The organism is uncultured Psychroserpens sp. (assembly GCF_947503375.1).
Classification (GTDB): domain Bacteria; phylum Bacteroidota; class Bacteroidia; order Flavobacteriales; family Flavobacteriaceae; genus Psychroserpens.
In genome coordinates, this window is the sequence record NZ_CANNDQ010000007.1 from 52,458 (window position 1) to 75,823 (window position 23,366).

Annotated in this window: 20 protein-coding genes; 10 read left to right on the top strand and 10 right to left on the bottom strand. The window is 32.3% G+C overall.

The window, feature by feature from the left end; all coding sequences use genetic code 11:
- Nucleotides 1-10: 10 nt before the first annotated feature.
- The 5 genes from Q0876_RS12545 to Q0876_RS12565 all read left to right on the top strand — a co-directional run bounded on the left by Q0876_RS12545 (nucleotide 11) and on the right by Q0876_RS12565 (nucleotide 5,846).
- Nucleotides 11-1,393, top strand: a complete 1,383-nt coding sequence (locus Q0876_RS12545; protein WP_299228394.1) for a M48 family metallopeptidase — start codon at nucleotides 11-13, stop codon at nucleotides 1,391-1,393.
- Nucleotides 1,394-1,951 (top strand): LPS export ABC transporter periplasmic protein LptC, encoded by a 558-nt coding sequence (lptC, locus tag Q0876_RS12550; RefSeq protein WP_299228396.1) that lies wholly within the window; start codon nucleotides 1,394-1,396, stop codon nucleotides 1,949-1,951.
- 59 nt (nucleotides 1,952-2,010) lie between these two features.
- On the top strand, nucleotides 2,011-2,199 hold the full coding sequence (locus Q0876_RS12555; RefSeq protein WP_299228398.1) for a hypothetical protein: 189 nt from the start codon (nucleotides 2,011-2,013) through the stop codon (nucleotides 2,197-2,199).
- Between the two features lie 6 nt (nucleotides 2,200-2,205).
- Complete coding sequence (locus Q0876_RS12560) at nucleotides 2,206-3,495, top strand: hemolysin family protein (RefSeq protein WP_299228400.1); 1,290 nt, start codon at nucleotides 2,206-2,208, stop codon at nucleotides 3,493-3,495.
- A 203-nt stretch (nucleotides 3,496-3,698) separates the two neighbouring features.
- A complete protein-coding gene (locus tag Q0876_RS12565) occupies nucleotides 3,699-5,846 on the top strand; it encodes a SurA N-terminal domain-containing protein (protein WP_299228402.1) in 2,148 nt (715 codons plus the stop codon).
- 59 nt (nucleotides 5,847-5,905) lie between these two features.
- On the opposite strand, the gene Q0876_RS12570 is transcribed toward Q0876_RS12565, so the two are convergent.
- Nucleotides 5,906-6,823, bottom strand: a complete 918-nt coding sequence (locus Q0876_RS12570) for a GYDIA family GHMP kinase (RefSeq protein ID WP_299228403.1) — start codon at nucleotides 6,821-6,823, stop codon at nucleotides 5,906-5,908.
- Nucleotides 6,820-8,133, bottom strand: coding sequence for a hydroxymethylglutaryl-CoA reductase, degradative (locus tag Q0876_RS12575; protein WP_299228405.1), 1,314 nt, complete (start codon nucleotides 8,131-8,133; stop codon nucleotides 6,820-6,822). Before Q0876_RS12575 ends, Q0876_RS12570 begins: the two co-directional genes overlap by 4 nt.
- Nucleotides 8,134-8,331: 198 nt before the next feature.
- Here Q0876_RS12575 and Q0876_RS12580 point away from each other — a divergent pair, with 198 nt between their 5' ends.
- The 3 genes from Q0876_RS12580 (at nucleotide 8,332) to Q0876_RS12590 (ending at nucleotide 12,808) form a co-directional block, all read left to right on the top strand.
- Nucleotides 8,332-9,891, top strand: coding sequence for a peptide MFS transporter (locus Q0876_RS12580; protein ID WP_299228407.1), 1,560 nt, complete (start codon nucleotides 8,332-8,334; stop codon nucleotides 9,889-9,891).
- Nucleotides 9,892-9,970: 79 nt separating this feature from the next.
- A complete protein-coding gene (locus tag Q0876_RS12585; RefSeq protein WP_299228408.1) occupies nucleotides 9,971-12,169 on the top strand; it encodes a peptide MFS transporter in 2,199 nt (732 codons plus the stop codon).
- 87 nt (nucleotides 12,170-12,256) lie between these two features.
- Nucleotides 12,257-12,808, top strand: a complete 552-nt coding sequence (locus Q0876_RS12590) for a thioredoxin fold domain-containing protein (protein ID WP_299228410.1) — start codon at nucleotides 12,257-12,259, stop codon at nucleotides 12,806-12,808.
- 6 nt (nucleotides 12,809-12,814) lie between these two features.
- On the opposite strand, the gene Q0876_RS12595 is transcribed toward Q0876_RS12590, so the two are convergent.
- The 5 genes from Q0876_RS12595 to surE form a co-directional block, all read right to left on the bottom strand.
- Complete coding sequence (locus tag Q0876_RS12595) at nucleotides 12,815-14,848, bottom strand: ComEC/Rec2 family competence protein (protein WP_299228412.1); 2,034 nt, start codon at nucleotides 14,846-14,848, stop codon at nucleotides 12,815-12,817.
- A gap of 42 nt (nucleotides 14,849-14,890) precedes the next feature.
- Entirely contained in the window at nucleotides 14,891-15,409 is a 519-nt protein-coding gene (locus tag Q0876_RS12600) for a C40 family peptidase (RefSeq protein WP_299228414.1), read from the bottom strand.
- A gap of 78 nt (nucleotides 15,410-15,487) precedes the next feature.
- Nucleotides 15,488-16,597 carry a lipid-A-disaccharide synthase gene (lpxB, locus tag Q0876_RS12605; RefSeq protein ID WP_299228415.1) on the bottom strand — a complete coding sequence of 370 codons (1,110 nt, stop codon included), beginning with the start codon at nucleotides 16,595-16,597 and terminating at the stop codon, nucleotides 15,488-15,490.
- Nucleotides 16,594-16,881 carry a hypothetical protein gene (locus Q0876_RS12610; RefSeq protein WP_299228417.1) on the bottom strand — a complete coding sequence of 96 codons (288 nt, stop codon included), beginning with the start codon at nucleotides 16,879-16,881 and terminating at the stop codon, nucleotides 16,594-16,596. Before Q0876_RS12610 ends, lpxB begins: the two co-directional genes overlap by 4 nt.
- Nucleotides 16,871-17,650 carry a 5'/3'-nucleotidase SurE gene (gene surE, locus Q0876_RS12615; RefSeq protein ID WP_299228419.1) on the bottom strand — a complete coding sequence of 260 codons (780 nt, stop codon included), beginning with the start codon at nucleotides 17,648-17,650 and terminating at the stop codon, nucleotides 16,871-16,873. The genes Q0876_RS12610 and surE overlap by 11 nt, the downstream gene beginning before the upstream one ends.
- 205 nt (nucleotides 17,651-17,855) lie before the next feature.
- Here surE and Q0876_RS12620 point away from each other — a divergent pair, with 205 nt between their 5' ends.
- Together Q0876_RS12620 and Q0876_RS12625 are read left to right on the top strand one after the other, a co-directional pair.
- On the top strand, nucleotides 17,856-20,036 hold the full coding sequence (locus Q0876_RS12620; protein WP_299228689.1) for a carboxy terminal-processing peptidase: 2,181 nt from the start codon (nucleotides 17,856-17,858) through the stop codon (nucleotides 20,034-20,036).
- A 1-nt stretch (nucleotide 20,037) separates the two neighbouring features.
- Entirely contained in the window at nucleotides 20,038-21,129 is a 1,092-nt protein-coding gene (locus Q0876_RS12625) for an ABC transporter permease (protein ID WP_299228422.1), read from the top strand.
- Here Q0876_RS12625 and Q0876_RS12630 read toward each other — a convergent pair.
- The 3 genes from Q0876_RS12630 to Q0876_RS12640 are packed head-to-tail and all read right to left on the bottom strand — an operon-like array spanning nucleotide 21,126 to nucleotide 23,360.
- Nucleotides 21,126-21,932 (bottom strand): sulfotransferase, encoded by an 807-nt coding sequence (locus tag Q0876_RS12630; protein WP_299228424.1) that lies wholly within the window; start codon nucleotides 21,930-21,932, stop codon nucleotides 21,126-21,128. The genes Q0876_RS12625 and Q0876_RS12630 overlap by 4 nt on opposite strands.
- Nucleotides 21,933-21,943: 11 nt before the next feature.
- Nucleotides 21,944-22,552, bottom strand: coding sequence for a ribosome biogenesis GTP-binding protein YihA/YsxC (yihA, locus tag Q0876_RS12635; RefSeq protein ID WP_299228426.1), 609 nt, complete (start codon nucleotides 22,550-22,552; stop codon nucleotides 21,944-21,946).
- A gap of 43 nt (nucleotides 22,553-22,595) precedes the next feature.
- Complete coding sequence (locus Q0876_RS12640) at nucleotides 22,596-23,360, bottom strand: alpha/beta hydrolase (protein ID WP_299228427.1); 765 nt, start codon at nucleotides 23,358-23,360, stop codon at nucleotides 22,596-22,598.
- Between the last annotated feature and the right edge of the window lie 6 nt (nucleotides 23,361-23,366).

A 23,366-nucleotide genomic window follows, 5' to 3' on the forward strand; every position in this document is an offset into this window, starting at 1 on the left:
ATAACACATAATGAAAACGAGAATTATTTTAATTGTAGCTGCATTGTTTTTGGCAACCAATCTTGGGTATGCACAACAAGACGAACAGTGTATGATTGACTTATCACAAATGAACGAGTTGGTAAAGGTTAAAAAATACGATGAAGCTTATGAGCCATGGATGAAAGTAAGAAACAGATGTCCAAAGTTTAATCCTGCGATATATAAGTATGGAGAAAAAATCTTAGATCACAAAATCAAGAATTCTAGTGGTACAGATAAAGTTGCTTTTATAGAAGATTATATGCTACTTCTTGATAAAGGTAGAGAGTACTATCCTAGCAAATATGAATTAGGTGAAGTATTAGAAGAAAAAGCCATTTTAAAGTACGAGAACCAAAAAGCTCTTGGTCTTAGTGACATGCAAATTTATGATGCATTCCACAAAGTTTATACTGAAGATTTAAAGAACTTTACAAGTACTACAGGTCTATATGTTTATTTCACTAAAACAGTTGATATATTCAAAGCCAATCAATTTGAACTTCAAAAGGTTTTTGATAAGTATGATGATGTAAATGAGCAGTTAGAAAATCTAAATGAAAAATATGCTACATCATTAAATAAATTAATCACTAAAGAAGATGGTGGCGCAACACTAACAAAAAAGGAAGCTAAGTATAAAACGTATTATCAAGCTAAATTAGAGGCTAATGCTAAAATTGCTGGTAGTTTGGATACGTACCTTGGTCAGTTAGCTAACTGTGAAAATTTAATTCCTTTATACCAAAAAGATTTCCCTACATATAAAAATGATGCGGTTTGGTTAAAGAGAGCAGTAAGTAGAATGTATAATAAAGAATGTACTGATGATCCATTATATATTGATTTAGTAAAGGCTTATGATGCTACTGCACCATCGGCAGATACAAAGTATTTCGTTGCTACAATTTTATATAAGCAAGGAAAAACTAAAGAAGGAGATGACTATATCAAACAAGCTTACGAGCTAGAAGAAGACGGACTAAAGAAAGCACGTTTGGCAAAAAGAATTGCTAATGGTTTCAAGAAACGTGGAAGCTATGGTAGTGCTAGAACCTATTACAGAGAAGCATTGAAGTTGAACCCTTCAGATGGTACACCTCATTTGCAAATTGCATCTATGTATGCAAAAAGCGCTAATAGTTGCGGTGATACCAACTTTAATAAAAGAGCTGTATTCTGGTATGCTGCACAAGAAGCATTAAAAGCAGGTAAAGTAGATCCTAGCTTAAAATCTGCAGCCAATCAAGCAGCTAATTCATATAATGCTAATGCACCTACTAAAGCTGAGATCTTCTCTGAAGATAAAGCTGGTAAAAACATCAGCATTGGTTGTTGGATTGGAGGGAGTGTAACCGTTCCTAGCTTATAGATGAAAGCAACGTTTTTACATAAAAAAAGTATCATAGTCACAGTTTTTACTGTGGCTATGTTTTTTTCATGTAAGAATAACTTTAAAGACGTACAGCAAATAGGTGTGCTACAAAATCAACCGATTGGTGAAGCTAAGAACATTAATTTGAAGTATACCGATTCAGGCAATGTTGTCGCCAATCTATTAAGTCCTAAAATGTTAGATTATTCTAACAGGTCTTTTTCCTTTTCTGAGTTCCCTGATGGTGTACGTTTATTACTTTATGACGATAATAATGAAAAAAACATTGTTCTTGCTGATTATGCTATAGTATATAATGTTACAGATCTCATAGACTTGCAAGGCAATGTCATTTTGATCACACCTCAAAAGGATAGTTTATTTGCTGAACAACTCTATTATGACCAAAAACGAGAATGGTTGTTTACAAATAAGCCTGTACGCCTAAAATCGATTACGTCAAATAATGGTCGTGGTAATATTTTTGACTCAGATACAAAATTCAAAAATTATACTATTTTAGAAGGAAGTGGCGATATGGTCTTAAAAGACTAATACACTATATAAGTTTTGTAAAACATCTTATCTTTGTATAGTAACATTTAAAAACAAGAATGAAAATACTTCAGCTTTTTCAATACGTTTACATTTTCTTTGCAGCTATATTTTTATACGATGGTATCGTAAGCTGGAATGATGGAAGCAACAGATCCTATATCTCTTTCTTATTTGTTGTTTTGGCGATATTCATGTTCTTTTTTAGAAAACGATTCAGAAAAAAGTTTAACGATAGAAACAAATAACAACCTATGGGCTTTAGTATCCTAGTTATTATCGTGATGTTGTTGTTTTCAGCATTTTTCTCAGGAATGGAAATTGCCTATGTCTCTTCTAATAAAATACATATTGAAATAGAAAAGCGCCAAGACGATTTTTTAGCTAAAATACTTACACTCTTAACCGCTAAACCCTCTAAGTTCATTGCAACCATGCTTATTGGTAACAATATTGCTTTAGTGATTTATGGCTTTGTTATGGGAGATGTTCTCGTAGCGTGGTTTCAATCTATACTCCCAACTGATAATCAAATTTTAGGCTTTTTACTGAATGATTTCACATTACTTACCCAAACAGTAATTTCCACAATTGTGATATTGATTACTGCTGAGTTTTTACCTAAAGTGTTTTTTCAAATTTATGCAAACACCTTTCTTAAAGTATTTGCCTTTCCTGCTTATCTATTTTATCTACTATTTTGGTTTTTGTCATCTTTTATCATCTGGATATCAGATAAGATTTTGAAAAATTTTTTCAAAACCGATGGTGATAATGTACAATTAGCAATGACTAAAGTAGAACTAGGAAACTATATTAGTGAGCAAATGGAATCTGTTGATGCTCATGATGAAGTTGATAGTGAAATTCAAATTTTTCAAAATGCCCTTGAGTTTTCCGAAGTTAAAGCACGAGAGGTAATGGTACCGCGTACAGAAATTATTGCAGTTGATGTGAATGATTCTGTAAAGAACATTAGCTCCATGTTTATAGATTCTGGCTTATCAAAAATTTTGGTCTACCACGATTCAATTGACGATATCTTAGGTTATGTTCATTCTTTTGAATTATTCAAAAAACCTAAATCTATAAAAGCGATAACATTGCCAGTAGTATTTGTGCCAGCAACAATGTTTGTCAAAGACGTACTCAATATTTTAACTAAGAAACGAAAGAGTATAGCCGTTGTAATTGATGAGTATGGCGGAACAGCAGGTATAATGACCATTGAAGATATTGTAGAGGAACTTTTTGGTGAAATTGAAGATGAGCACGATACTGTTGAAATGATTGAAGAAAAACTTAGTGATAATACGTATCATTTTTCAGCACGATTAGAGGTTGATTATATCAATGAAACCTATAAGTTAGATCTTCCAGAAAGCGAAAATTATGAAACACTCGGAGGACTAATCGTACACGAAGCAGAAGAGATCCCACAGGAAAACGACGTTATCACGATCAACACATTCAGATTCAGAATACTTGAAGTATTATCAACTAAAATTGTACTTGTTGAACTTCAAGTTATAGCAGAAGATTGATGATTATAGATCAGTCCTGTTTGCGTCTATAGGTTTCTTATTTATTACAATAAAAGCTTCCCATTAATCGTAATAGTGAAGCACTTTGTCTTTAAGGATTTTAATGATAACAGTTTTCGATAATAAAAACGTAATTACACTTTTATTATTTAATAGAAAATGGTATTTTCGCCCACTTATTATTCGATAAATTATACAATAAAATGGCAGTTTTAAATAAAATTAGACAACGCTCTTTGTTTTTGATACTAATCATTGCATTAGCATTGTTTTCATTTGTACTTACCGACTTGTTCAAAAATAGCGATGCACTCTTTGGAGGGGCTCAAGATGTTGTAGCAACTGTAAACGGAACAAATATTGACAGAATTGATTTCAATAACAGAGTAGAGCAAATGTCACGTCAATTAGGACCAAACTCTACCTCTACTCAAGCAATGAATAGAGTATATGATCAAGAAGTTAGACGCGCAATTATGTTGTCTCAGTTTGAAGAATTAGGATTATCTGTTGAGCAAGATCAAATGAAAGATTTATTAAAACAGAGCTTTTCTGGTTATCCAGAGTTTCAAAATGAAGATGGCGTTTTTGATGAAAATAAACTTTCAGAATTTGTGAGTAATTTAAAAGCCTTAGGTGGTCAAAGTGCTCCAATTGCAGGTTTTCAAATGAACTACGATCAATGGATCACTACTGAAGAAAATATAGCCACAAGTGCTTTAGAAAGAGCTTATTACAATATGATAAAAGCTGGTGTAAATGCAACTTTAGGTGAAGCAGAAGTAGATTATATGTTAGAAAACGCCACTAGAGACCTTTCATTTGTACAAATACCATATACTTCTATTGCAGACAGTTTAGTTAATGTGACTAAAGGCGATATTAATGCTTATATCAAAGCACATAAAGACCAATATGAAGTTGAAGCAAGTAGAGATATTGCATTTGTAGAGTTTAAAGAAGTCGCTAGTGTTGAAGATGAAGAAAATATAAAAACAGAATTGACTGAGCTTTTAAATGATAAGCCTGAATTTAATGAAACTACTAAAATAACAGACACAATAATTGGTTTCAAAAATGTAGCTAATGTAGAAAGCTTTGTGAACTCAAATTCTGATTTAAATTACAATGATGCTTTTGTGTCTAAATCTGAGTTACCTAAACCAGCCGCAGATACTTTGTATAGTATGAATGTCGGAAGTGTTTTTGGGCCATACAAAGATAATGGTTACTTTAAATTATCTAAAGTTATAGCTGAAAAACAAAGACCAGATACCGCTAAAGTAAGACATATATTAATTCCTCATCTTGGTGCTACCAGAGTGGCTGCAGATGTTACTAAAACTGAAGCCGAAGCAAAGAAAACAGCAGACAGCATTCTTAATCTCATAAACAGAGGAACCAAGTTTACAGACTTGCTAGAACTATCGTCAGATAAAGTAAGTAATGAAAAAGAAGGGGTTATCGAGTTTACATATAGCCAATCTTATGCGCCAGAATTTAAAGCATTTTCATTTGATAATAACGAAGGTGATATAGAAGTGGTTAAAACATCTTTTGGATATCATATCATTGAAATTCTTGAGCACAAGAACACATCAAGAGTTATTAAAGTCGCTACTATTGCTCGTAAGATTGAGCCATCTGAAAAAACAGTTGATGCTACATTTACTGAAGCTTCTAAGTTTGAATTGGCGTTACAAAATGAAGATTATCAAGCTGCAGCTGAGTCTCGTAATTATGAAATAAAACCAGTTAATGGAATTAAAGTGCTTGACGAGAATATCCCTGGATTAGGAAGTCAAAGAGCTATTGTACGTTGGGCTTTTGAGGACGGAACAAAATCAGGTGATTATAAACGATTCTCTATTCCAACTGGTGGATATGCTGTTGTGCAATTGGTAAAGAAAACCAAAAAAGGTTTAATGGATGCTGAAAGTGCTTCTGCTACTGTTTTAAGTGAGATTAGAAAGGAGAAGAAAGCTCAAATGATACGAGAAAAAATCACAGGAACTACGATTGAAGACGTTGCTAAAAATCAAGGTGTTGCTACTAACAGAGCTTCTGCCGTGAACATGAAGAGTCCAACGCTTTCTGGCGCAGGATCAGAACCTAAAGTAGTTGGCGTTGCTTTTGGGCTTGAAGAAGGTGAAGTTTCTAAACCTATTGATGGTAATAAAGGTGTCTATCTAGTTCAAGTCACTAAAATAAATGAAGTAACTTCACTTGATAATTATCAAGCGCTAGCTAACCGATTGAGCATTGCTAGATCTAATGCTGCACAAAGCAAAGTTTATAATGCTTTAAAAGAAACAGCAGATATTGAAGACAATAGAGCAAATTTTTATTAGTGCATACTACAAGACAATAAACATAAAAAAAGCTTCACATTAGTGAGGCTTTTTTAGTGTTAAAACACCATAGATTGGTAGTTTATTAGTGTTTTATATCCTTTTTCTTTAAAATAATCGGTTGGATCAGTTTTTGAAGCTACTAGAATAAAATCACCGCCCCAAGCACCAAGACTTTTTATGCTTCCACTAAAATCATTAAATAGTTTTTGCTTCACAGGAGTTTGGTTTATCAACTTCGAAATAAGATGTTCATGTTGCTCTATCAATTTTTGAAAAGTTTCTAAAGAATCGCATGAGAGCATTTGTTTAGTTATATTTGAGATTTCAGAAATTTCAGCAGTAATAGCTGAAGTAACAGCCCTGTACTGTGCTATTCCATCTCTGCTATCTTGCTTTTGATTGAGATGAACAAAATACAAGTGAGATTTGAATGAAGGGTTAAAATCAACAGGTGTTATATGTCTTTGATGCTTATCAATCAATTGATAGGTAATGGCACTATTGGCGTCAGCGCAAGCAATGTCGTAGCCACTTCCACCAAACGTGAGTTCTAAAAGTTTGTATGGGTCTATTTTTGCCCAATTAGACATGGCATATATTAATGTAGAAGATGTGCCTAGTCCCCAATTCCTAGGGAATTCAAGTTCTGTAGAAACCTTGTAACCTTGATCTGTATCTAAAAACTCTGGTTGAAGCATTTTTGCTGCACGTAAGATTTGCAATAATCTTTTTGTGACAGAATCGTGATCATTGATTTGATCAGTAAGTTTGAGTTGGTCTAAGTCGAATTCAGTATTGAACCAAATGTTTGAGTTGTCATCAATGCTTTGCCATACTAATCTAGAACCTTCTATAGGTTCAACAGTAAAATGTTGACCATAAGTTGTGGGTAGAGCTAACGATAATGAGCCATCAAGAATGACATATTCTCCTGTGAGTAGTAATTTTCCATGACCGAAATAATTTTTTATCATTGGTGTTTTACTCTTCTTAATGCTTCTAATGTTTCAACAACGGCGCTATGGTTTACTGCATTGGTCTTAAAATGGGATATTAGTTGTTCTTTTTCCTCAGGCGTAGCTTTAAACTGATTTAAAATATTCATCAGGTGCATCTTCATATGTCCTTCTTGAATACCTGTTGTGGTTAAAGAACGTAAAGCAGCAAAATTTTGAGCCAATCCTGCTACTGCAACAATTTTCATGAGTTCTTTAGCTGAAGGTTTATCTAGCATTTCTAAAGCTAATTTCACAAGGGGATGTAAGCTAGTCAAACCGCCTACGGTTCCTAATGCCAATGGAATTTCCATCCAAAACTTAAATACGCCTTTATCTATTGATGCTTGTGTTAGGCTACGATATTGACCACTTCTTGAGGCATAGGCATGAATTCCGGCTTCAATTGCACGAAAATCATTTCCGGTTGCTAGAACAACAGCATCAATGCCATTCATGATTCCTTTGTTATGTGTAACTGCTCTGTAAGGCTCTATTTCAGCAATCTTTACAGCTTGAATAAATTTTTCAGCAAAAGATTGAGGTGAAATACCATCGTTTTCTGTTAACTCTTCTACTTTGCAACTTACTTCAGCTCTAACTAAACAATTGGGCACATAATTAGACAAAATACTCATAATTATATTCAAATTTCCACTTAAGTTTGTTTCAGCATAAGTCTTTAGCGTTGTAGCAAATTGTTCTAAACAGCTATTTATAAAATTTGCGCCCATTGCATCAATGGTCTCAAATGTGGCATGAAGCTGATAATAATTATCAAGCTCTTTGGTTTTGTTTTTAAATTCAATATCTAAAATACCACCACCGCGTTTTTTCATGCTTTTAGTAATAGTGCTAGTATCATCATAAAACTTTTGGCTTAGTTCATTAAAAGCTGTAATTAATTCTTTGGTTTCACCATCATAGGTAAAATGTACTTGTCCGATTTTTGTTGTAGAAATAACTTTAGCTTTGAAGCCTCCTCGATCAAGCCAAAATTTAGCAGCTTTACTTGCTGCTGCTACAACCGAACTTTCTTCAATGGCCATTGGAATGGTATAGATTTTGCCATTGATTAGAAAATTTGGCGCAACACCAAACGGGAGATAGTAATTGGTTATGGTATTCTCTATAAATTCATCATGTAACTGTTGAAGTTTCTCATTTGAATTCCAATACTGCTTTAAGATGATTTTAGCATCATCATTGTTTTTGAAATAAGTATCCACTATCCAATCAATTTTTTGAGATTTAGACAGTTTTGAAAAGCCAGTAATCGTTTTGTGCATTAACTTGAATTTAAGGTTACAAAGATACTATTCTTGCTTGTAAATTTCTTTACTGATACTAATATTGCGTATTTAACTGTTAATAGTTAGGGTTTTTTGCTTAATTTTTAGTAAACTTGGCAATATTTTGTCAAAAAATAGCACGATTCTTGATACAAGATTAAGAATTAAGAAAAATACTAACTAAAACAATTATTTATGTCAGCAACAACTTTAAAACCTCACCAAAGAGAGCTTTGGGGACATCCAGTTGGATTATACGTTTTATTCTTTACTGAAATGTGGGAACGTTTTTCCTATTATGGAATGCGTGCTCTTCTAACACTTTACTTGGTAGAAAAAACTACTGCAGATAACCCTGGACTTGGTTGGTTAGATTCTGAATCTATAATGCTTTATGGATGGTACACGATGTTAGTTTATGTCATGTCAATACCAGGCGGTATGATTGCTGATAAATACCTCGGGCAAAAAAAGGCCGTTTTATATGGTGCTTTAACTTTAGTCGCTGGTCATGGAATTTTAGCTTTTGAACCAATGTGGGCTTTTTATACTGGTTTGGCTCTAATAATACTTGGTGTTGGACTCTTAAAACCAAATATTTCTACTATGGTCGGAGGTTTGTATAAACAAGGAGACATCAGAAGAGATAAAGGCTTTAGTATCTTTTATATTGGGATTAATTTGGGGTCTCTATTAGCAACATTTATTGTTGGATATGTTGGCGAGAAAATAGGATGGCATTACGGTTTTGGTCTTGCGGGAATTGCAATGTTACTTGGTTTAATGGTGTATTTATATGGTCAGAAATACCTAGTTACGGTTGGAAATAAACCAACTCAAGAAGATAAAAATAATGATGTTTCATTAGCTAAATTGTTTGGTGATTTATTCAAGTCTCCTGTTAATTTAGGAATTGTCGTTATCATCATGGCTTATGCTGTTTATGCTGGATTTACATATTCAGGAGTTGATAGTTGGGGCTATACTGCACTATACGTCTTTATAGCGTTGGTTGCAGGTGTAATGATGATGATTTACAAGAACCTAGACACTCAAATTTCTAAAGACCGTTATTTAGTACTTCTCTTATCGTTTCTAATTGTAATTGTCTTTTGGGGAGCTTTTGAGCAAGCAGGAGGATTAATGAGTATATATACTAAGACAAATACAGATAGAGTGTTATTTGGATGGGAAATTCCAGCGACGTGGTTTCAAGGGTTAAATGCTGGCTTTATTATTATTTTCGCAACTCTTGTTGCAGGATATTGGGCTAAAAGAAAGTTGAAAGGAAAGGAAGGGTCTTCTTTATTCAAAATGGCAATAGGTACTATGATTATGGGTCTTGGTTTTGTGTTTATGATTTTTGCTGCAGCTGAATATAATGCAGAAGGAAGTTCAGGAATGCAATGGTTAGTTTTGGCATATTTATTTCATACTATTGGAGAGCTTTGTTCTTCTCCTGTTGCATTGTCTTTTATTACAAAATTAGCGCCCGTTAAGTACGCTTCATTGATGATGGGTGTATATTTTGCTGCTACAGGTTTAGGTAATAAAGTGGCTGGAGTTATAGGAGAGTCTGCATCAGAGTTTGGTGAGTATGCAATTTTTTCAGGAATAACTATTTTTACAGTAATTTTTGGATTATTAGTAATTTTACTTTTGAAACCGCTTAAGCGTTTAACTCATGGTGCAGAAGATAATGAACGAGAAATGCATACTGATGAGACTGAAGGTTTTGAACTAGCAGACAACTAAAAGCAAATAATATATAAACCCTCTTTTTGAGGGTTTTCTTCTTATAACTAAACTTATATTTTAATTAATTTTCTCAATTATGAGTGAAAATTCTACAGACCAATTCTTTAAAAGCAATGTATTAGGGCATCCTTCAGGATTGTTTGTTTTATTCTTTACAGAAATGTGGGAACGCTTTTCATTTTATGGAATGCGTGCTCTTTTAGTACTATTTTTAACGGCATCAATTTTTGATGAAGGTTGGGGCTGGCCTAGAGAACATGCAATGGCAATATTCGGGTCGTATGTTGGTTTGGTATATTTATCTACAATGTTAGGTGGCTATTTTGCAGATAAAAAAATTGGTTATAGATGGGCTGTAGTTATTGGTGCCTTATTAATGACCTTAGGGCATGGTTCTATGGCAATAGAAACTCCTTGGTCTATTTATCTTGGTCTAGCACTATTAGTTTTTGGCAATGGTTTTTTTAAACCTAATATGACATCAATTATCTCTGAGATGTATCAGCACAGGCCAGAAAAAAAAGATGGTGCTTATACTATTTTTTATATGGGTGTAAACGCTGGTGCTTTTTTTGGAATACTGCTTTGTGGTTATTTAGGAGAAAAAGTAGGTTGGAGTTATGGGTTTGGTCTGGCAGGTATATTTATGCTATTTGGATTAATTCAATTTTGGCTGGCTCAAAACATTTTTGGAAATATTGGTTTAAAACCTAATAAACTTGATAAAGAATCTATTGAAGCTCAGGATAATGATAAACGTGTGCCGTTTTCTAAATGGCAATTAGGATTAATACTATTGATGACCATTTTAGGGTTATTATGGATTTTAAATGATCCAGCAACTAAAGTTTCAGAAGGAAATTTTAATCTTTTCGGCTTTTTAGGAGATAACGGTAATAATATAGTTATCATATCTGCTTTAATAATGTTTTTGATTTTATTGATTTATCGTCTTAGTCAATATTCAAAAACCACAAGAGAAAAATTAATAGCAGTTTCTTTCTTTGCATTTTTAACTGTTTTTTTCTGGGCTATTTTTGAGCAATCACCTGGAACTTTGACCATTTTTGCTAATGATTATACAGATAGAATTTTAGAAGGAACATCGGCAAACATATATAAGATTGTTAATGCACTAATTGCAATAATCCCCTTAGCTGTCATTACTTGGGTTTTGATACTTCTGTTTAAGCAAACATTTAAAAACTATAAATGGTCTAATTTAATTCTTGGTTGTAGTTTTTTAATTGTTTGGGCTATAGCAATATGGATGATCAATAATGATTTTAAATCACAATCTTACACAGCTAACTATCAAAATGTAAATGGAGATACTAAGGAAGTTAAAATAGTTTCATCAGAATCATATAGTGTTAATGATGTAATTCAAATTAGAGATAATCAAAAGCTAGCACTTTATAACCCTAAAGATGATAGTAATAAGTCTAATACTTTAGTAAATAATATATTGTTAGATGAAGATAAGAATGAAATTGCTGAAGTTTTTAATGGAAGAGTCATTCGCTTTTCTAAAGAAGATAAAATAGGGGCATTTGGCACAAAAGTAAATAAAGGAGAAGTTGAGTTTGTTAACTCAAAAGGCGAAACAATTACAAAAACGTTACGATTATCAAGTAAAGAAAGAGATAGTTTAGAACTAAATAATAATTTATACTTAAAGATTGAGCATGATGTTAATTATGATTTACACAAAGAATCTGAAAACCGTGCAACAATAACAGCTATAGATAATGCAGTAGAAATTCCAGCTAGCTGGTTTGCCATTTTAAATTCTTTATTTATTATTGCTTTAGCACCATTGTTTTCAAAGTGGTGGGAAAGTAAGTATAATCCATCAGCAAACATGAAGTATGGGATTGGCATGTTTTTACTGGCTCTAGGGATGGCTTGTGTTGCTTTTGGTGCTGCAGGAATAGAGCCTGGTGCTAAAACGGCTTCAGTTAGTATGATATGGTTAGTCTTGGTTTATTTATTTCACACTATGGGCGAATTATGTATTTCGCCAGTAGGATTGTCTTACGTAAGTAAGTTGGTTCCTGCACGAATGATTGCATTTATGTTTGGTGTTTGGTACTTAGCAGTTGCTATTGGAATGAAAGGCGCTGGTAAATTTGGTGAGAATGTTGATAAGATTGCAGACGAAAACGGAATAAGTTATTTTTTCTGGATGCTTACTATAGTATCAGTTATTGTAGCTGTATTCTCTATTGTTATGACACCAATAATCAAAAAACTAATGCATGGTGTACGATAATCGAATAAAATCGTTAAAATATCGCAAAACGCTCCTTTTTTGGAGCATTTTTCGTAAGTTCGGAATAGAAATTGCAACACATTAATCATGAAAAAAATAACATATATACTTGTTTTAGCACTATTAACTTCCGTTAGTAGTTTTGCTCAGTTAGAAGGTATTAATTGGGTTACCTTAGATGAAGCATTAGAACTTCAAAAGAAAAACCCGAAAAAAATCATGATGGATGTCTATACCAACTGGTGTGGTCCATGTAAAATGCTTGATAAAAACACATTTCATAATAAAGATGTTGTAGACTACGTGAATGAAAATTATTATGCTGTGAAGTTTAACGCTGAAGGTGATTCAACAGTTAATTATGATGGTAAAACATTTAGTAATCCTAATTATAAACCAGCTTTAGCAAACAGACGAAATGGTGTACATGAGTTAACTCGATATTTAAAGGTTAGCGCGTATCCAACGATTGTATTTTTTGATGAAAATGCTAAGGTTATTGCTCCAATTCGTGGATATAAACAGCCTCAAGGTATTGAACTATATCTAAAGCTATTTAAAGAAGATGATTATGTTGGGATGACTCAAGAGGATTTTAGTACGTATTCTAAAGCATTTAAGCCTGAATTTCAGCAGTAAATGGTATCATTTAATTATTAATGCTCCTTTTTCACTGGTTTGGTGGAAAAGGAGTTTTTCTTTTACACAAGTTGCTTTCCAACGTTTTTGATAGGTTTTATAATTGCTTCCATCAGCGATGATCAATTTTGGTTGTAATGAGTCGATCAAGCGTTTTAAGTTTATTCTAGGAGAGTTTCGTAATAAAACGTAATCAGCCTTAAAGCCTTTAATATTATAAATGTCTAAACTATCTACGATTAACAAATTTTTACTATTTATTTGATAAACTGAGCGTATTGAGTCTTGATCGATTGATTTTATAAAGTTTCCTATTTTAAAATTATTAACTATAGTATTTTTCACAGAACTACCATTTAGATTATGCCACACTTTTAGATGCGTATTCGTCTTTTGAGCAATAATGGTATGTCTACTTTTATGAAAAATAACGAATGCATTTTTTGAAGTTTCAATCTTGTTAACTATAAACCCAATTTGAATCAATAGTATTCCAATGCACAATAGTAATACGCGTTTAAAGTTGGGCTTTTTAATCAGTAAGACGATTATAATAATTATCGTATAGGCAAGAATAACGTGAAGTAGATTAAATGACACATCTTTAATTAAAAACGGTTCTTGCTTTGAAACCCAATTCACCAAACTATTCATTGAACTAATAAGATTATCATAAAGGCTAGCAAGTGATTTTGGTAAAAGATTACATAACGCTAAAACGATAATTATAATTCCTAAGCCTAATATTATTCCAAGAAATGGAATAATTGCCATGTTGGAAATGATGAATAAACCTGGAAATTGATGAAAGTAATACAAGCTTACAGGTACAACTCCAAATTGAGCAGCAATAGTGACGGTAAATATTTGCCAAAAGTAATTAATGATTTTCCATTTGGGAATCCATAATTTATAAATCATAGGTTGTATTGATACAATTGACAATACTGCTAAATAACTCATTTGAAAACCAACATCAAATAAAAACATAGGTTTAAATAGCAGGAGAATAAATATTGAAATGGCTAAGGTGTTGTATATGTTAGCTGTTCGTTTTAAATGCATAGCTAGCGCAATAATGCTAAACATGGTTACTGCTCGTGTTACTGATGCAGATAGTCCTGCTACAACAGCAAAACTCCACAACAATATTAAAATCAAGATGACTCGTATTGCTTTTCCATGTTTTAGATAGAGTAAGGGTTTAAAGATAAAATTTAGCAATAATAAGATAATACCAATATGTAAGCCAGATACAGCCAAAATGTGTATAGCACCAGCTTTAGCATAGTTTTCATAAGTTATCTTATCCATATTCTGTCTTTGGCCAAGTATTAATGCGTTAACTATATTTATTACCTCTGGTTTAAAATTATACTTGTCAATTTTTTTGTTAATGTGTTTTCGAAGCTTATCGGCATGACCATAAATAGTGGTTTGATTTGAATTTATTTTTAAAATGGAGTTGTTGCCCACAAATAGTTGATGATAGATATATTGTTTTTTTAAATATGAACTGTAATCAAATTGATTTGGATTTAAGGGTGATTTTATAGGCTTTATAAAAGTATTTACTACTAATATTTCATCTACATTATAGGTTGTTTTTAAATTGTCTTTTTTAACATTTAAAAGCATTTTTCCGTCTACAGTTTTATCATTAAGTTTTATAATATCAATGATGTACTTATTATGAAAAGCTGTAGGTTTTAGGTGTTCTCTAATCTTGAAAATTAGTACGTCTTCCTGATCTTTGTTTAAGACATCAGCGTTACTGTAATGTTGTTTAAACATTTTTTGATCATGACTACTGTAGATTAATAAGCCTATGCTTGACATCAGTAAGTATGCCATAACTCCAAACCAAATTGTTTTATTCAATCGTTGTTTACTAAGAGAATAGGTTAAAATAGTTAAGACTAATGCAATTGCTACTATATAGAAAATTATTTCAATCTTTAGGTCAAAACCATGTGAAATTAAAATGCCCGTAATCAAGCAAATAGTTAACTTTATAATGGTGAAATTGAGTGGTTTCATTTCTATAAATATAGTAAATAAACTATATTTATAGAAAATAAACTATACAACGCGTCTTGCTTGTACGTAAGCTAGATACCAATAACGTTCAGATAAGTTGGATGTAATTACACCTTTACTTGTAGTAGAATGAATAAATTCGACGTATCCTGGTCGAGATTTTGTGACAATACCAACATGATTCACTTTGCGGCTATTCTTTTTCGTAGCAAAGAATAATAAATCACCTTCTTTTACGTCTTTTACATCAATCCATTCACCACGTCTCGATAAATCATCTGTAGTTCTTGGTAAATAGACCTCTTCTTTTTTAAATGCTGTAACAACTAAACCAGAACAGTCCATTCCTTTTTTTGTTGTACCACCATATTTGTAGCGCGTTCCTTCAAAAGTTTTAGCATAATCAATAATGTTCGAAATGGTTTTTGAAGATACAGATGATGTATTTGTTTTCTTAGTATTAACTTTAGCCGTTTTGGTTTTTTTGGTCTTAACTCCTTTAGAAGAATTACAACTGCCTAAACAGAAACATAAAATTATAAGTAGGATAATTTTTTTCATAAAAAAACACTAATAGGGTATAAAAATATATAATAATTTAATTTCTATATGAAGATAGATCTCACGTTTTTAACAATGTTATTTACAGCTTTGGAAGATTAAACTAGCTGCATTTACACTAGCACCTTTTCCTCCTAATTTTTTCTCAAGATCGTAATAATCTATGAATAGCCTAATTCGTTCTTCGTCGTTTAGAATTTTCTCCAATTCAATTTTTAATCGTTTTTTGTTTAAATCTCTTTGAATTAATTCAGTAACGACTTCGCGATCCATAATCAGGTTCACTAAGGAAATAAATTTCAATGTTATAATACGTTTTGCAATATGATATGATATTGTGTTAGCTTTATAACAAACTACCTGAGGCACTTTAAATAATGCAGTTTCTAATGTAGCAGTACCAGAAGTAACTAAAGCAGCGTGAGAGACACTTAAAAGATCATAGGTCTTATTAGAAATAAAAGCTACATTTTTTTGATTTATAAACGATTTGTAAAAGTTATAATCCTGACTAGGAGCTCCGGCAATAACAAATTGATAATCTTTATAATCATCAACTAAACTTAACATAACACCTAACATTTTTGTGATTTCTTGTTTTCTACTACCAGGCAAGAGCGCTATTATTGGTTTATCACTAAGATGATGTGTAGTTCTAAAAGTAGACTCGTCAATTTGCTGTCTATCAGCAATAGCATCAATAAGTGGATGCCCTACAAAATGAACACTATAATTGTATTTTTTATAAAAATCTTTTTCAAAAGGAAGAATAACATACATTGCATCTATATCCCTTTTAATTTTTTCAACTCGACTAGCTCTTGATGCCCATACTTGAGGCGAAATGTAATAATGTGTCTTGTAGTTTTTTTCTTTTGCCCACTTGGCTATGCGTAGATTAAAACCAGAATTATCAATAAAAATAATAACGTCTGGTTTAAAATTATCAATATCATTTTTACAGAATTTGATTAAACCTAAAATTTTTCTTAGGTTAAATATAACTTCAGCAAAACCCATAAATGAGCGATCTTTGTAGTGTATAACCAGAGAGCCTCCAACACTTTGCATCAAGTCACCTCCCCAAAATCTAAATTCAGCATTGTTATCTACATGTTGTAATGCTTTCATAAGATTTGAGCCGTGTAAATCTCCAGAGGCTTCGCCAGCTATGATGTAATATTTCATTTAATAAATCTAACAATAATGGTTACAACAGCAACAAGAACTGTAGCAATTAACACGCCTTTTGCTTTTAGATCTTGCTTTTTGTTTATGAAAAGAAAGAAGATTGCTAAATTTAAAAGGGCGCCAATGCTTACTAATTTTGTTAATACCCCTTGCCTAATTGATTGCTGTAAAGATTCGTATATAGAATTTTCACTGCCAAAGAACTTAAGAGCTAATAATAACCCTAAAGCACTAGAAATTAACCCAACTATAAGTCCAATCGCTATATTTTTACTTTTCATTAAAATCCCATGAGTTTAAATGCTGAATACAGTGATGTGCTGTGAGATCGAATTGTATTGGCACCACAGAAACATAACCATTTTCTAAAGCCCATTCATCCGTATCTTTGCCATCATCTAAATTTACAAATTTCCCAGTTAACCAGTAATAATCTCTACCTTGAGGGTTTTTTCGCTTGTCAAATTTTTCTTCCCAATTTGCTCTAGCTTGTCTGCAAATTTTAATTCCTTTTATTTCTTTTTTATCAAGTTTTGGAAAATTTACATTTAAAACAACACCTTTGGCTAAACCATGTTGTAACACCTGTTCGGTTATTGTTTTTACATAGGTTTTACATGCGTCAAAGTTGGCGCTCCAATTGTAGTCACATAAAGAAAACCCTATTGAAGGAATGTCTTCAATTCCTGCTTCTATAGCAGCACTCATCGTGCCAGAGTATATTACATTTATCGATGAATTCGAACCATGATTAATTCCAGATACACAAATGTCTGGTCGCCTGTCTAGAATTTCTCTAACACCAAGTTTTATACAGTCTGCTGGAGTTCCAGAACAGCTGTACTCAATTTGTTTGCCTTTATCAATCGTAACTTTTTCAACATATAATGTAGAGTTAATGGTAATTGCATGACCCATACCACTTTGTGGGCTATCAGGCGCAACAACAACTACATCTCCAATGGTGTTCATCACTTCGATAAGCGCCCTAATTCCTGGAGCAGTAATACCATCGTCATTAGTAACTAAGATAAGAGGTTTTTTTAACATTTGCCTTAAATTTTAACTACTGCAAAAGTATGCAAACATGCTTGAATTTCCTATAAATAAAGGTTTAACAAAAAATTAGTAGGAGTTGATTTTAATGGCACGGTTTTTTCTTTTACTTTAGTAAAAATTATGAATTGGTGTGTACGTGGTTTTGAATTCGATATCTTAAACACGCTTATATAAAAAAAATACTATGAAGACTATTATGCAAAGGAATTATAAATTATTGTTATTAGTATTATTACTAGCTTTTGCTTCATGCAGTTTTACGTCTAAAACATTTGAAGATCCAGATAAAGACAAATTGCTTGTACAACTTATTACTTACGTTTTAGATCAAGGGCATTTCAATCCTCAACAGGTTAATGATGATTTCTCAAAAGAAGTGTTTGATGATTACCTTGAACAACTTGATCCTTTCAAACGTTATTTCTATGCTTCGGATATTAAAGAATTTGAAGCCTATAAAACAGATTTAGACGATCAAATAAAATCATACGACATTACATTTTTTAATGTAACCCACGACCGTTTATTGCAACGTATTGAAGAGTCAAAAAGTGTTTATAAGGAAGTGCTTAAAGAAGCATTCGATTTCTCAACTGATGAAACATTTTCTACAGATTATGAAAACTTACCTTATGCAAATTCTAGAAAGGAAATGAAAGAACGCTGGAGAAAGCAATTGAAGTTTTCTACCATTGCAAATTATGACGATTTAATTTCTGAGCAAGAAAGAGCTGTTGCTACTAATCAAAGTAATGGTAAAATTGACGCTGATGTAAATAATTCTAAAAATGAAATACCCGTAAAGAAATCCTTAACAGAATTAGAAAAGGAAGCACGTGAGTCTACTTTGAAATCTTTAGATGAGTTGTATGACTTCATAGATGATAGGCAACGTAAAGATTGGTTTGCAGTATATATGAATGCCATTGTTGAAGAATACGATCCGCATACGTTCTATTTTGCTCCTGAAGATAAAGATCGTTTTGATGTTGCAATGTCTGGTAACTTTGAAGGTATAGGTGCACGTCTTCAAAAAAGGATGGATGCAATTACTGTAAATGAAATTATTAGTGGTGGTCCAGCTTGGAGACAAAATGAATTAGAAGTTGGTGACCAAATATTAAAAGTGAAACAAGAAGATGAAGACGAGGCATTGAATATTGTTGGAATGCGATTAGACGACGCCATCAAATTTATTAAAGGTCCTAAAGGAACAAATGTTACACTTACACTGAAAAAAGTTGATGGTACAATTGAGGATATAACTATTACTAGAGATATAGTTGAGCTAGAAGAAACGTACGCAAAATCATCTACAGTTATTAAGGATGATAAAAAATATGGAATTATAAATTTACCTAAGTTCTATGTCGATTTTAATGATTATAATAAGCGAAATGCAGCTTCTGATCTCAAGCTTGAAATTGAGAGATTGAAAGAAGAAGGAATGGAAGGTCTGGTTTTAGATTTAAGAAATAATGGTGGAGGTTCGCTACAAACCGTAGTAGATATGGTAGGTCTTTTTATTAAAGATGGACCAGTTGTACAAGTTAAAACTGCAGGAGAACCAAAAGAAGTTCTAAAAGATAGAGACAAGTCTATAGTATGGGACGGGCCACTAGTAGTCATGGTTAATGAATTATCTGCATCTGCTTCTGAAATTTTAGCTGCAGCTATGCAAGATTATAAAAGAGCCATAGTTATTGGTAGTAAACAAACTTATGGTAAAGGAACAGTACAAAATGTATTAGATCTAAATCGAATGGTTAGGAATAATAGCAATGGAGATATGGGAGCATTAAAATTCACTACTCAAAAATTTTATAGAATCAATGGTGGTTCTACACAATTAGAAGGTGTAAAAAGTGATGTCGTGGTTCCAGATCGATATAGTTATATTGATATTGGTGAGAAGGATCAAGAAAATCCTTTAGAATGGGATAAAATTGATGCTGTTGATTACGACCTGTGGGATAGTTATTACGATTACGACACTACCATTTCTAAAAGTAAGCAACGTATGGCAAATAACGAACAACTTAAGTTAATTGATGCTAATGCACAGTGGGTGAAAAAAATGCGTGACAGAGAATCGTATTCTCTAAATTATGAGTCTTATAAGGCAACATTAGAGGCTAATGAAAAAGAAGCAAAACGCTTCGAGAAATTGTCAGAGTATAATACCAACTTAACATTTCAATCCTTACCATACGAATTGAAACTTATGGAGCAAGATTCAGTTTTAAAACAAAAACGAGAAAGGTGGCATTTAGATTTGAGTAAAGATGTCTACATTGAAGAAGCACTCAATGTTTTAAATGATCTAAAAATGACTTATGGTATTAAAAATAAAGTGGCTACATCAGTAAAAAATTAATATGGCAAATAGTGCCTCATTAACTCAACTAGCGCTTCAAAAGTTTAAAAAGAACTTTTGGGGCGTTTTAAGTTTTTGGCTAATTATTATCATTGGATTGATCTCTGTATTTGCATATGTAGTTGCGCCTGATAATTCGCAAGATGCAAATCAAATGAATTTATCAATTCACTCAAAATCTCCTGGATTCAAAGTATTAATGTTGAGATTGCCTTCAGACTCAGAAAGTGAACAAAATGTATTTTCAAAATTATTTTATGGAGATTACAATGGCGTTATCGAAATTCCAATTTCAGACTTTAAAAAAGGCGATAAGGACCTACATTATATAGAATATGCTTCAGATGGATTGATTGGTGTAGAAAAATCTATAAGCTTGGAGGTCTTTCCAAATAAAGATTATAAATCATTTGTCAAAGAAAGAACATTTATATTTGGTACAGATAAATATGGTAGAGATTTACTTAGTCGGATCTTAGTTGGTTCTAGAATTTCATTTTTTATTGGTTTTGTTGCTGTGTTTATATCTCTGGTTATTGGAATTTTAATGGGAAGTGTAGCTGGTTTCTATGGAGGCAAAATAGATGCTCTTATTATGTGGATTATTAACGTAACGTGGTCTATTCCCACCTTGCTTTTGGTAATAGCAATTACATTAGCATTAGGGAAAGGGTTTTGGCAAGTATTTATAGCTGTAGGTTTAACCATGTGGGTTGAAGTGGCGAGAGTTGTGAGAGGTCAAATCATAAGTGTTAAAGAGATGCAATATGTTACTGCTGCAAAAGCTTTAGGTTACAATGATTTTAGAATTATCTCAAAGCATATTCTCCCTAATATAATGGCGCCAATAATTGTAATTTCAGCTGCAAATTTTGCAGCGGCAATACTTATAGAAAGTGGTCTCAGTTTTTTAGGTATTGGAGCTCAACCACCAATGGCAAGTTGGGGCGCAATGATAAAAGATCACTATAATTATATTATTTTAGGTAAGCCATATTTAGCCTTGATACCTGGTTTGTGTATTATGATTTTGGTGATGGCGTTTATGCTCGTTGGAAATGCACTTAGAGATGCTTTAGATGTAAAATCTTAGATCAACCAATGTGATAAGTCTCTATTAGTTAATGTTTCGATTTTTTTAACATCACTTTTTATATTCTCTAAAACATAGCTTTTAGTTTGCTCGTCAAGTTGAGGTTTTTTATTAATCATATCAGAACTAAATACAGTATTTTTAATTATTAATAATACCTTCTTTACTTTTTTTGTTAGTGTTTTTGGATTGTCGTATTTGTGATGTATTATGCTTTTGTCAAAGCTTTTATTTGTGTTTAGAAATTTGTTGTCAATTACAATTGGTTCAATATTTAGAAAGTTAAACACCGTATTCAAAACAGATTGAGGGTTAATTATAAAATCCTCAAAAAATAATAATAACACATTTTTTCTTCCAAAATGTTTTATATAAGGCTCAATTTGCATCGCGTATTTACCTGTGTTTATATAATGAATATTTGAAGAAATAGCTTCATTTATGTCTTTTAATGGTTCATGACCTCTATTGAAAGAATGAATGTAATGAGAAATCATTCTATCTAATGGATGCCTCATTATATAAATGATTTTCATATTTGGATTATAGTTAAATATATCCTTATGTATATTTTGGTTGTAATGAGGAAATTTTGAATAATTTGTTGATGCTTCACCATATAATTTTGCTGTTTTTTTAAACAGTGAATGATATTCATGTAAATGTTCTTTCCAGTTTTCTTTACTGAAGAATTGAGGCTCTTTTTGATTACAAAAACAGATGTCTGGATGTTGAGAAATTCCATTGCTTAAGCTAGTCGTAGCTGATTTTGCTGAACCAATAAGTAAAAAGTTTACAGTCACTTTAAAAATAATTATCGCATCGAATTTATTTGATCATTAGTACGATCTATAAATTCAAGCACTTGATCACGACCAATAGCCTTTGAGGATGATGTTACAAAATACTGTGGTAATTCTTCCCAGGTTTTAAGAAGTTCACTGAAATAGGTCTCTATATTACGTTTAATCACGTTGGGTTTTAATTTATCGGCTTTAGTAAAAATAATACAAAAAGGAATTTCTCTTATTCCTAAATACTCCATAAACTCTGTGTCAATTTTTTGAGGCTCATGCCTTATGTCAACCAATATAAAAGCAGAAACTAGTTGTTTCCGCTTCTCAAAATAGTCGGTAATAAATTTTTGAAACTTTTTTTTAGCAGTTTTAGAAACTCTAGCATAACCGTAGCCTGGTAAATCTACTAAAAACCAATTTTTATTTATAAGAAAGTGATTAATCAGTTGTGTCTTTCCTGGTCTTCCAGATGTCTTTGCTAAGTTTTTATGATTTGTGAGCATATTAATTAGTGACGATTTCCCCACATTACTTCGTCCAATAAATGCATATTCTGGCAAATAGTCTTTAGGGCACTTGTCCACATCAGAATTACTTATTATAAATTCGGCAGTTTTTATAATCATGATCGTTTAAATAAAAAAGAAGTGCTTATTACTGTGTAGTTGATTATAATTTTCTTTCCTGTAGCCACTTGTAAAGAACCTCATTGAACTCATCTGGATGCTCCATCATTGCTGCATGACCACATTTATCAATCCAAAATAAATCAGAGTCAGGAAGTAGTTCATGAAACTCTGTGGCTACTTCTGGAGGCGTTACAGAGTCATTTTTACCCCAAATAATACAAACTGGTAAATTCATTTTTGGTAAATCCTTAGCCATATTATGCCTTATAGCACTTTTAGCAATAGCTAATGTTTTAATCAACTTGTTTCTGTCATTTACTGTTTCGTATACTTCATCAACAATTTCTTTAGTGGCAACAGCAGGGTCATAAAAAACATCTTGCGCTTTTTTCTTGATGACCTCGTAATCGCCACGTTTAGTGTAACCGCCACCCATAGCACTTTCGTATAGACCAGAACTTCCTGTTATGATTAACGATTTAACTTTAGCAGGATATAATTTCGTATGGTAAAGTCCAATGTGTCCGCCGAGAGAATTTCCTAATAGAATAACTTCTTCAAAACCTTTGAATTCTATAAAATCGTATAAGTATTTAGCAAAACTTTTTACGTTGGTTTTTATTAAAGACATGGTGTATATTGGAAGTTCAGGGATAAGCACTTTGTATCCCTTTTGGCTAAAAAAAGAAGTAACGGCATCAAAATTACTCAAACCACCCATGAGACCATGTAACACAATAATTGGTGTTCCTTCTCCAACTTCAATATATCTAAAATTTTTTTCCTTCTTTAAATGATGCGCCATTAACTA

Bases quoted from the DNA above. Each gene is read 5' to 3' on its own strand.
- Q0876_RS12545 (WP_299228394.1), top strand. From the start codon at position 11: ATGAAAACGAGAATTATTTTAATTGTAGCTGCATTGTTTTTGGCAACC.
- Q0876_RS12575 (WP_299228405.1), bottom strand. From the start codon at position 8,133: ATGCACAAAACGATTACTGGCTTTTCAAAACTGTCTAAATCTCAAAAA.
- Q0876_RS12585 (WP_299228408.1), top strand. From the start codon at position 9,971: ATGAGTGAAAATTCTACAGACCAATTCTTTAAAAGCAATGTATTAGGG.
- yihA (WP_299228426.1), bottom strand. From the start codon at position 22,552: ATGATTATAAAAACTGCCGAATTTATAATAAGTAATTCTGATGTGGAC.
- Q0876_RS12640 (WP_299228427.1), bottom strand. From the start codon at position 23,360: ATGGCGCATCATTTAAAGAAGGAAAAAAATTTTAGATATATTGAAGTT.
- Q0876_RS12620 (WP_299228689.1), top strand. From the start codon at position 17,856: ATGCAAAGGAATTATAAATTATTGTTATTAGTATTATTACTAGCTTTT.
- lptC (WP_299228396.1), top strand. From the start codon at position 1,394: ATGAAAGCAACGTTTTTACATAAAAAAAGTATCATAGTCACAGTTTTT.
- Q0876_RS12570 (WP_299228403.1), bottom strand. From the start codon at position 6,823: ATGATAAAAAATTATTTCGGTCATGGAAAATTACTACTCACAGGAGAA.
- Q0876_RS12580 (WP_299228407.1), top strand. From the start codon at position 8,332: ATGTCAGCAACAACTTTAAAACCTCACCAAAGAGAGCTTTGGGGACAT.
- Q0876_RS12600 (WP_299228414.1), bottom strand. From the start codon at position 15,409: ATGAAAAAAATTATCCTACTTATAATTTTATGTTTCTGTTTAGGCAGT.
- surE (WP_299228419.1), bottom strand. From the start codon at position 17,650: ATGTTAAAAAAACCTCTTATCTTAGTTACTAATGACGATGGTATTACT.
- lpxB (WP_299228415.1), bottom strand. From the start codon at position 16,597: ATGAAATATTACATCATAGCTGGCGAAGCCTCTGGAGATTTACACGGC.
- Q0876_RS12560 (WP_299228400.1), top strand. From the start codon at position 2,206: ATGGGCTTTAGTATCCTAGTTATTATCGTGATGTTGTTGTTTTCAGCA.
- Q0876_RS12555 (WP_299228398.1), top strand. From the start codon at position 2,011: ATGAAAATACTTCAGCTTTTTCAATACGTTTACATTTTCTTTGCAGCT.
- Q0876_RS12565 (WP_299228402.1), top strand. From the start codon at position 3,699: ATGGCAGTTTTAAATAAAATTAGACAACGCTCTTTGTTTTTGATACTA.
- Q0876_RS12595 (WP_299228412.1), bottom strand. From the start codon at position 14,848: ATGAAACCACTCAATTTCACCATTATAAAGTTAACTATTTGCTTGATT.
- Q0876_RS12610 (WP_299228417.1), bottom strand. From the start codon at position 16,881: ATGAAAAGTAAAAATATAGCGATTGGACTTATAGTTGGGTTAATTTCT.
- Q0876_RS12590 (WP_299228410.1), top strand. From the start codon at position 12,257: ATGAAAAAAATAACATATATACTTGTTTTAGCACTATTAACTTCCGTT.
- Q0876_RS12625 (WP_299228422.1), top strand. From the start codon at position 20,038: ATGGCAAATAGTGCCTCATTAACTCAACTAGCGCTTCAAAAGTTTAAA.